Origin of the sequence: Burkholderia sp. E168m23, assembly GCF_016586125.1 — a bacterium.
Classification (GTDB): domain Bacteria; phylum Pseudomonadota; class Gammaproteobacteria; order Burkholderiales; family Burkholderiaceae; genus Burkholderia; species Burkholderia orbicola.
This window is the reverse complement of sequence record NZ_BCPP01000168.1, coordinates 1-9,278: the sequence shown is the minus strand read 5'-3', so window position 1 is coordinate 9,278 and position 9,278 is coordinate 1. Positions and strand designations below refer to the sequence as shown.

Genomic DNA, 9,278 nt, shown 5'->3' with positions numbered 1-9,278 from the left:
ACCGCTCGCTCGCGAGGATGATCTCGCCGTTCGCCGACTTCAGGTGGAAGTAGTACTGGCCGTTCACGGCCTTCTTGAGCTCGAATTTTGCCGCCATGGATTTCCCCTAAAAGAATGTCCGACCCTCGGACATCGACAAGTGTAAGGGGACGCGCCGACCAAAATCGAGATTCCACGGAAATAAGCATTAAAGACTGTCAAATAGTGAATTTTCAGACACATTTGACCGACGTTGAATTCAGACCGAACGGCCTACCCGCCCCACCCCGGCATGGTCGGCAGGCGCAGCGTGCCCGCATCGTTGAAGTGCACGGTGCCCAGCATGCTGCCGGCGAGCCGGCCGCGCAGCGCGTACGGCAGCTCGCCGTTCGCGGCCGCGCCGGGCAGGTTCCACGCCTGCCGCGCGGCCGCGAAGGCCGACACCGAAACCGGCACGTCGAGCACGGCCTCGCCAAACCGCGGCACGGTGCCCGCCCGATCGCTGACGCCGCTCGCGAACGGCGTGCCGTTCAGGTCGAGCGCGACCGAGATGCCGTCGTAGTCGATCGGCGCATCGTTCGGATTCTGCACGCGCAACTTCAGGCTGAAGCGCATCTCGAGGCCCTGCCCGACGAGCGGGTCGAGCCCGGCGACCGACACGCGCACCGGCTCGCGCGTGAACCCTGCACAGCCGCCGAGCAGGAACACGGCCGCGAACAGCAGCAACACGGTGCGCAGCGGCGCGATATGGAACAGGGCTCGTGGCATGGGACAGTCTCCTCGCGGCAATCGGTGAACGGGTCGTCGATGCATTGTACCGACCATGCCAACCGTCACCGGGTTTCGTAGTTTTTGCAGCACCGCAAGATCGTTAATAGATTAAAACTACGAAATTACCGGCTAAACGGAAAGCGCATTAATGACTTTCAGCATTCAATGAAGCGCCCGGAATTCAATAGATGCTCTTTCTAAATTTTTCATTTCCTTTACCCAAAACCATCAAGTATATTTACGCATCCTTGGAGCAAGCCGACAAACCTTGAAGCCGCATGACGGCGAATTTACGGGATGGCGACACGCTGTCCTTCCGTCCTGCGGACTGGCCCGGCCAGCCCCGTAGGTCGTCGGTTCAAAGGGATTGCGCGCCCGCGTCGGGCGTGCGGCCCCGTGTCGTGCGCGCGAAATCAATTCAGTACAACACGCGCCCGGCCATTTTGAACCGGCCAGTTAACCGACATCCGGAAAATCCAGAGGGGGCAGTAAACCATGATTACCTTTACGTAGTCGGCCGCCGTCTTTTCGAATAATCCGTCATTGGCATTTTTTCGCTGTTGATTAAACGGCGAGGGGATTGCTTTTGCCGGCGTTTTCGCAGCACTGAACGATTCTTTCAACAATCGAGGTTTCAGTCATGTCGATTCATATTCGCAAGATGCGTTATCTGCCGCTCGTCGCCGCACTCGCGCTCGCCGGGTGCGGCGGCGACGACGGCGGTGCGGGCTCCGCTTCCGCGCTCAGCTCCGCCGGCGCGCCGCATACCAGCTCGTCGCCCGCCGTCACCGCGCCGCCGAGCGCATCGAACGTCGACAAGAGCGTCTCGCCTGTCGAATTGCCGGACACCGTGGTGCCCGTGAACTACCGGCTGTGGTTCCGCCCGAACGACGCGCTGAACGCGTTCGACGGCCGCGCCGACGTCGAAATCAAGGTGCTGAAGCCGGTCAACAACATCGTGATCGCCGGCCACCGGATCAAGTTCACCAACGGCCGCATCACGCTGCAGCCGGGCAACATTCAGCTGATCGCGACGCCGCAGGACAAGGGCGACTTCTATCAGTTGCGCCCCGTCGCCGGCACGATCGCGCCGGGCAACTATTCGCTGCACATGGAGTGGTCGGGCATCATCAACTTCAAGTCGTACGACGATCCGGCCACGCAGACGGGCGGCAGCTGCGGCGACGATCCGTATCCGGGCTGCTCGGCCGCGGAAGGCGTGTTCCGCGTCGACCTGAAGGGCACCGACGGCAAGACGAGCGGCGCGATCCTGACGCAGGGCGAAACCAACCTGTCGCGCCAGTGGTTCCCCGGCTGGGACGAGCCGGCGTTCCGCCCGACCTATGAAGTGACGGCCGAAGTGCCGCAAAGCTGGCGCGTCGTGTCGAACGCGGCCGAGAAGCCGTCGACCAACGTCGGCGGCGGCTACAAGCTCGTGCAGTTCGAGAAGACCCCGCCGATGCCGTCGTACCTGCTGTTCTTCGGCGGCGGCCTGTTCGACACTTACGAGGACGACTTCACGAGCCCGCTGCCGGGCGGCAAGGGCGGCCTGCACCTGCGTGTGTTCACGCCGCCGGGCATGAGCGAGTGGGCGAAGCCGGCGATGGACCGCACCAAGCAGGCGCTCGACTACTACTACCGCTACACGGGCATCCCGCTGCCGCTCACGAAGTTCGACACGGTAGCCGCGAACGATGCGTTCAAGGATCAGAAGGACCTGAACTTCGGCGGGATGGAGAACTGGGGCTCGATCCTCGAGTTCGCCGACGACATCCTGCCGCAGCCGGGCCAGCCGATGTCGCACTACGGCAACGAAGTACTGACGCACGAAGTGGCGCACCAGTGGTTCGGCGATCTCGTGACGACCGACTGGTGGGACAACGTGTGGCTCAACGAATCGTTCGCGACGTTCTTCGAGACGAAGACGACGATCCAGTTCTTCCCCAACGAGTTCAGCTGGCTCGACCAGGTGAAGAACAAGTATCGCGTGATCAATCGCGACATCGGCCCGAACGCGTTCCCGGTCGCGCCGAACTTCAACGACTGGGCGTCGAACGACTTCGTGCTGAGCGCCAGCGCGTTCACGTACGACAAGGGCGGCCACGTGCTGAAGACGCTCGAGAACTATCTCGGCGAGCAGACGCTGCGTAAGGGCCTGCAGCAGTACCTGGTCGACTACTCGTTCGGCAACGGGACGCCGAAGCGTCTGTGGGATGCGCTGTCGAAGGAAAGCGGCCAGGCGGTCGGCCCGATCGGCGATAGCTACGTGCGTCAGACCGGCGTGCCGCTGATCTCGCTCGACACGCAGTGCGACCTGACGAAGAACCAGACGGTCGTCACGCTGAAACAGCAGCCGTTCCCGAACAAGAACGCGTATCCGGGCCTGCAGTGGACGGTGCCGATCACGCTCGCGTACGGTCAGGGTCTCGCGAAACGCACGACGCTCGCGCTGAAGGATACGCAGGCGCAGACGCGAATCGAAGGCTGCACGGGCGTGGTCGCCGATCCGAGCGGTCTCGATTACTACGTCGTGAACTACAGCGACACGGCCTGGAGCGGGCTGCTCACGCAGGTGAACAGCTCGACCGATCCGGTGCTGCTGGCGAACCTGAAGAGCGAAGCGGCGCTGCTCGTCGCGAACAACCTCGCGCCGGCTTCGCGCTCGACGTCGATCGGTTCGGTCGCTTCGCCGGCCGCGATGAAGCTGCGCCAGACGCCGACCTTCGGCGGCATCGAAGCGGTGACGAAGGAACGTCCGGCACGGCAATACCAGGGCCTCTTCAAGCCGCGCAAGGTAGTGACGCAGTAACGGTGCGCGTCCGGCCGGTACCGCGCGACCCGCGGCGCCGGCCGGCGTACCGGTTTCTCCGACCTGTTGACGGGCCTCGCATGCGAGGCCCTTTTTTCATGGGGCGCGGCGTGCGCCCGCCGTCACGCCCACGCGGCGTCCCACGCCGGCTGCGCGAACCACGTGGCGAGGAACGCGACGAGCCGCGACGTGCGCGCACTGCCGCGCGCGTGCTGGCGCAGCACGTGAATCGTCGCCGGCTCGGGCGCCGCCGCGTACTGCGGCAGCAGCGCGCGCAACCGTCCGTCGCGCAGCGCGTCCGCCACGAGCCAGGTCGGCAGGTGCGCGAGACCGAGCCCGTCGATGGCCGCCTCGAGCAACGCTTCCGAATGATTGCTGCGAAACCGCGGTTGCGCCGGCACGTGACGGCGCTCGCCGAAGCGCCACGCGCCGGGCGGCGGCGCGCCATGCCACGCGAGACAGTCGTGGCCGCCGAGCGCGTCGGGCGATGCGGGCTCCCCGCACCGTGCGAGATAGGCCGCGCTCGCGCACAGCACGCGCCGCTGCGGCGCCAGCACCGTCGCGACGAAACGCGTGTCCTCGAGCGGGCCGATGCGCACCGCGAGATCGACGTCGGAGCCGAGCCGCGCGCCCTGCAGGTCGACCATGCTGTCGGTCAGCACGAGGTCGACCTGCAGCGCCGGATAGCGCTGCATGAACGCGGCCAGCGCGGCCATCAGGTGCCGCCGTCCGAAGGGCGCCGGACAGTCGACACGCAGCAGCCCGCCCGGTTCATCGTGCTGGCTGTGCAGGTCTTCCTGCAAGCCGCGCAGCTCAGCCAGCATCCGGGTCGCGCGCCCGTACAGCAGTTGCCCGGCCTCGGTCGGCCGCAGCGCGTGCGTGGTGCGATGCAGGAGACGGATGCCGAGCTGCGTCTCGAGCCGGTCGATGCGCCGCGTGACCGACGACGCGGCAACGCCGAGCCGGCGCGCGGCCGCCGAGAAGCTCTGCTGGTCGACCACGTCGACGAACAGCGCGAGATGCGGGGAAAGGAAGTCGTCCATTCGTGAGCCTGCGATTTTTGGCTATGCGGAAAACGCAAAGCAATCATCCGCCTTTGCACGTTTCCGCGTCAAACCGGGCCCACTAGACTGCATTCACCGGTTTCATCCGCCGCACGCGCCGGCCCGCCGGGCCGGGCGGCCGCCATCGTTCATGGAGATCATCATGCGCAGCATCCGCTTCGACACCCCCGCCGCCGACATCGAGTCGCTCGACGCGCGCGTGCGGGACATCGCCCCGCCCGTACCGGCCGACGGCCAGATGCTGATCGAGGTGCGCGCGGCCGGCGTGAACCCGAGCGACGTGAAGGCCGCGCTCGGCCGCATGCCGCATGCGGTGTGGCCGCGCACGCCGGGGCGCGACTGGGCCGGCATCGTGCGCAGCGGCCCCGACAACTGGATCGGCGCGCCGGTGTGGGGCTCGGGCGGCGATCTCGGCGTCGGGCGCGACGGTTCGCATGCGGAATGGCTCGTGCTGGACGCCGCGCACGTGCGCCGCAAGCCGGGCGTGCTGACGCTCGAAGAGGCGGCCGGCGTGGGCGTGCCGTTCGTCACCGCATACGAGGGCCTGCGCCGGGCCGGCATGCCGACGGCCGACGACGTCGTGCTCGTGTTCGGCGCGAACGGCAAGGTCGGCCAGGCCGCGATCCAGCTCGCCACCGCGCGCGGCGCGACCGTGATCGGCGTCGAGCGCGGGCCCGGCGACTATCGCGGCCATGCGTCAGGCGACGTTTCCATGATCGACGCATCGAGCCGGACGGTGGCCGACGCGGTACGCGAATTGACCGGCGGCCACGGCGCGGACATCGTCTACAACACGGTCGGCAGCCCGTATTTCGAAGCGGCGAACGCGTCGATGGCGATCGGCGCGCGGCAGATCTTCATCTCGACGATCGAGCGCAGCGTGCCGTTCGACATCTTCGCGTTCTATCGCGGCCAGCACACGTTCGTGGGCATCGATTCGCTGCAGCTCGGCCCGGCCGCGGTCGCGCAGATCCTCGATACGCTCGCGCCCGGCTTCGGCAACGGGACGCTGCGCCCGTTCCCGATCGGCGACGACTACGTGTACCCGCTCGAGCATGCGCACGACGCGTATCGCGCGGTGCTGGCCGGTGCGCGCGAGCGCGTCATCCTCAAGCCCTGACACCGGACCTTACGGGAGACCGCCATGATGGATTACGTGACCTCGCTCGCGGTGGGCGTCGGTGTCGGTGTGTTGTACGCGCTGCTGCACGTGCGCTCGCCGGCCCCGCCGCTCGTTGCGCTCGTCGGCCTGCTCGGGATGGTGATCGGCGAACGCGCGATCGCGCTGCTGCGTTGATGCGCTGCTGCGTTGATGCGTTGATGCGTCGCCCGATGGCGCGCTAGCGATCGTCGCGGCGCCGGAACGCCCACCACGCGGCCAGCGCGGTGAAGCCGGCAACGAGCAGCACCATCAGCCAGAAGCCGTGCTTGTTCTCCGAGAACGGCACGCCGCCGACGTTCATCCCGAAGAAGCCGGCGACGATGTTGATCGGCAGCGCGATCACGGTGACGAGCGTCAGCGTGAACAGCGTCCGGTTGTTCTGCTCGTCGAGGCGCGAACCGATCTCTTCCTGCAGCAGCTTGATGCGCTCGTTGAGCCCCGCCAGATCGGCGAGCACCAGCGAGAACTCTTCGGTCGACTCGCGCAGCTCCTGCACGTCTTCGGTATGCAGCCACGCGGGCGGCTTCGCGAGCAGCCGGAAGATCGAGCCGGGCTCGGGCGCGAGCATGCGCTGCAGGCGCGTCAGCGTGCGGCGCATCGCGCCGAGCTCGATGCGGCTCGACGTGAGCCGCTGCGACAGGAAGCGATCCTCGATGCGGTCGACGTCGACGCTCGTGCGCCGCATGATCTGGATCAGCAGGTCGGCCTGGTCGCGCAGCAGGTGCACGAGCAGCTCCGCGGGCGAGCGGAACTGCTCGCCGTCGCGCACGCACGCGCGCAGCGTGTCGACCGAGCGCAGCGGCTTGAGCCGCGCGGTCACCATGATGCGCCGCTCGACGTGGACGAACAGCGTCGCGATCTCCGACGGCGTGAGCTCGAGGTTGAACATCACGTCGTTGACGATCGCGCGCAACGCGCCGTCTTCCTGCTCGATGCGCGTCGAGCGCGAGCCTTCATGCAGGAATTCGAAGAAGCTGTCGGGCAACCCGAGATGCGTGCGCATCCAGCGCTCGCTCGCGCCGTGCGCCAGATTGAAATGCAGCCAGACGAAATCGCCCGATGCGGCCGCGCCGTGCTCGCGGCAGGTGCGCAGCCATGCGGCGGCCGCGTCGGCATCGAGCATCGCGCCGGCGCCGCCCGGATCGAAGCGGAATCCGCACACCATGCCGGACGTGTCGGCGCCGTAAGTCTGTACGATCAGGTCCATCGTGTCGAAGGTGGTGCGGCGCGCGGCGCGCCGCACATCGCAGGTCGCGGGCCCGCGCCGGGAAAAGAAAGGAGACGTATGCCCGACGGGCGTGACGCGCTCGTGACAGTGTCACACGGCATCATACCGGCAGCGTCTCCTGCCCCAAAAACAACGCGCCGCCCACTGGGCGGCGCTGACAGGAAAGACCCTCGTGACGCGCGCGGCACGCGTTACTGCCGCGTCTCCGACTGCGCGGCGCTCGGGCACGCGGGGTCCTTGCCCCAGTGGCCGTCGCACACGCGCCAGCGGCACAGCTGATCCTCGAAGAAACCGCGCTCCGAACACGCCTTCACGCGCGACGCCAGCGAGCCGCCGGTCGTTGCCGACGCCTTGGTCGGCACGGCCTGCGCCTTCTCGGCGGCGAGTTTCTTGTCGGCCGGCTTCGTGCGCGCGACGAGCGCGGCAAGCAGATCGGCATCCGGATCGTCCTTCCCGGCCGCCTTCGCGGTTCGGGTCGGCGTCGCTTCGCGGCGCTTCTTCGCCTGCGCGAGCTCGGCCTGCTGTTCCTTGCGATGCTTGCGGGCTTCGGCCTTCGTGTCGGCCTTCGTATCGGCCTTCGCCTCGGTTTTCGTGTCGGTCTTGCCGTGAGCGGCGACCTTCGTGCTCTTCGACGCGTCGGCCTTCGCCGTCTTGGTCGTCGCCGCTGCGGCGGCCGCGGTTGCGGCGACGCCAGCCGCGGCCGCCGTGCCCGAGCCATCGTCGGCGCCGTTGGCGAGCGCGCGCGACAGCCGGCTGTTGTCCGCCGCGGAGGCAGCGGAAGCCGATGCGGATGCAACGGTCTGGGACGCCGAGTCGTCGTTGACGATCGTGGCCGGTTGCGCGGCCGATGCGGCGGACGCGCCGTTCTGCGCGACCTGCACGGCGGCGCCGCTGGCCGGCGCGGCCTTGTCCGGCGCAGCCGCCGCGGGTGCCGTCGCGGCCGCCACCGCGACGTGCGGTTCGCCCGATGACTGCTGCATGCGCCACGCGCCCCAGCCGCCGACGGCCACGACCAACGCCACCACGGCGGCGATCGGCGCCTTCAGCGAACGGCGCGGCGGCTCGGCGGGCGGCGTGACACGCCCTTCCAGATCCGCGAGAATGCGCGACTGCCGAGGTCCTCCCTCGCCTGCCGGTTTAGTATCGGACAGCAGGCTGGGCGGAGTTTTCGAATTTGAATTTTCCGGCGCACTCATTCAGCGTCTCATTGAATCCTGGTTTAATTCACCGCGATAATATAGCCCGGCCTCTCGAAGCAGCCTGATTCTAAGAGCAAGCATTGCAAAACACAATCAATTCCAATTTCCGGGGATTTCTTTGATTGCCGTCGCACTCGTCGCCTATTTCACCCTCGCCGTCGCCGTTGCGGCACTGTTGCTTTTACCGGGTATCCGCGCGACCGTTTTCGAATCCGTGGCCCAGTTTCACGGCCGTCTGACGCGCCGTGCGAACGAGCGCGCCGCACGCACGCGCAGTCAAATTGTTAAATCGGCAACCGTGACGCGCGGCGCATTAAGCGACGTGCAAAATTTACTGGTTCGGCGGCGCTTGATGATTATGGTGTCGGCAGGTATTCTTGCGACGCCGCCATTGGTGGCCATTGCGTTACGCGGTCGGCAATTATTTCAGTACGACGACACGGCGCGCGTGCCCGACGAGAAGATCGCCGCGCTGTTGCAGGGCGAACAACTCGTGCCGCCGCCGCCGTTGCCGCCGGAAGTCTTTGCCACGAAGGAAGTCGAACAGATCCGCCCGGCGCTCAAGGATGCAAGCCGCGACTGGAACCTGCTGGACCCGGATTTCCGTACGCGTTTGCTGCTGGTCTACAAGATCATGCACGAACAACATGGCTATGAAATGGCGCTGCTGGAAGGCTACCGGAGCCCGGAACGACAGAACCGGCTCGCGCAGATGGGCACGAACGTGACCAATGCCGCGGCCTTCCAGAGTTATCACCAGTTCGGGTTGGCGGCCGACAACGCATTCCTGCGCGACGGCAAGCTGGTCATTTCCGAGAAAGATCCGTGGGCGATGCGCGGCTACCAGTTGTACGGCCAGGTCGCCGAGCAAGTCGGCCTGACCTGGGGCGGCCGATGGAAAATGATGGATCTCGGGCACGTGGAATACCATAAACCCGGTTTTAAACTGGGACGCGGCAGCTAGTCAGGGCTGCCGGACAAGAAATAATGAGGGCGGCATGGGGCTTTTTAATCACCCGGCAGGAAACGATTTGGGCGGCGCAAACAATCGGGCATTCCGGTGCGC

At 66.5% G+C, this 9,278-nt stretch carries 9 protein-coding genes and 1 pseudogene; 4 read left to right on the top strand and 6 right to left on the bottom strand.

What is annotated here, in order from left to right; translation table 11 throughout:
• The 3 genes from JMF90_RS11515 to JMF90_RS11505 all read right to left on the bottom strand — a co-directional run.
• Positions 1 to 97 (bottom strand): DUF1508 domain-containing protein (locus JMF90_RS11515; protein WP_201325116.1); only part of this gene is annotated, 97 nt, incomplete at its 3' end.
• Between the two features lie 155 nt (positions 98 to 252).
• Complete coding sequence (locus JMF90_RS11510) at positions 253 to 747, bottom strand: LEA type 2 family protein (RefSeq protein ID WP_011546558.1); 495 nt, start codon at positions 745 to 747, stop codon at positions 253 to 255.
• A 416-nt stretch (positions 748 to 1,163) separates the two neighbouring features.
• Positions 1,164 to 1,373 carry a hypothetical protein gene (locus JMF90_RS11505; protein WP_154233672.1) on the bottom strand — a complete coding sequence of 70 codons (210 nt, stop codon included), beginning with the start codon at positions 1,371 to 1,373 and terminating at the stop codon, positions 1,164 to 1,166.
• 17 nt (positions 1,374 to 1,390) lie between these two features.
• Here JMF90_RS11505 and JMF90_RS11500 point away from each other — a divergent pair, with 17 nt between their 5' ends.
• The gene (locus tag JMF90_RS11500) at positions 1,391 to 3,559 is read left to right on the top strand and encodes a M1 family metallopeptidase (RefSeq protein ID WP_011694130.1); all 2,169 of its coding nucleotides are present in this window, start codon (positions 1,391 to 1,393) and stop codon (positions 3,557 to 3,559) included.
• 122 nt (positions 3,560 to 3,681) lie between these two features.
• Here JMF90_RS11500 and JMF90_RS11495 read toward each other — a convergent pair whose 3' ends face one another.
• The gene (locus JMF90_RS11495; RefSeq protein WP_011546561.1) at positions 3,682 to 4,602 is read right to left on the bottom strand and encodes a LysR family transcriptional regulator; all 921 of its coding nucleotides are present in this window, start codon (positions 4,600 to 4,602) and stop codon (positions 3,682 to 3,684) included.
• 163 nt (positions 4,603 to 4,765) lie between these two features.
• On the opposite strand from JMF90_RS11495, the gene JMF90_RS11490 reads away from it, so the two are divergent.
• Complete coding sequence (locus tag JMF90_RS11490; protein WP_011694129.1) at positions 4,766 to 5,743, top strand: zinc-binding alcohol dehydrogenase family protein; 978 nt, start codon at positions 4,766 to 4,768, stop codon at positions 5,741 to 5,743.
• A 27-nt stretch (positions 5,744 to 5,770) separates the two neighbouring features.
• A pseudogene (locus JMF90_RS11485) lies at positions 5,771 to 5,917 on the top strand (DUF1427 family protein); the annotation flags it as partial.
• Between the two features lie 46 nt (positions 5,918 to 5,963).
• Here the strand turns inward: JMF90_RS11485 and JMF90_RS11480 are convergent.
• Positions 5,964 to 6,992 carry a transporter gene (locus JMF90_RS11480; protein WP_011546564.1) on the bottom strand — a complete coding sequence of 343 codons (1,029 nt, stop codon included), beginning with the start codon at positions 6,990 to 6,992 and terminating at the stop codon, positions 5,964 to 5,966.
• A 212-nt stretch (positions 6,993 to 7,204) separates the two neighbouring features.
• Positions 7,205 to 8,209, bottom strand: a complete 1,005-nt coding sequence (locus JMF90_RS11475) for a hypothetical protein (protein WP_054928315.1) — start codon at positions 8,207 to 8,209, stop codon at positions 7,205 to 7,207.
• A gap of 121 nt (positions 8,210 to 8,330) precedes the next feature.
• On the opposite strand from JMF90_RS11475, the gene JMF90_RS11470 reads away from it, so the two are divergent.
• The gene (locus JMF90_RS11470; protein WP_011546566.1) at positions 8,331 to 9,176 is read left to right on the top strand and encodes a M15 family metallopeptidase; all 846 of its coding nucleotides are present in this window, start codon (positions 8,331 to 8,333) and stop codon (positions 9,174 to 9,176) included.
• The last annotated feature ends 102 nt before the right edge of the window (positions 9,177 to 9,278 follow it).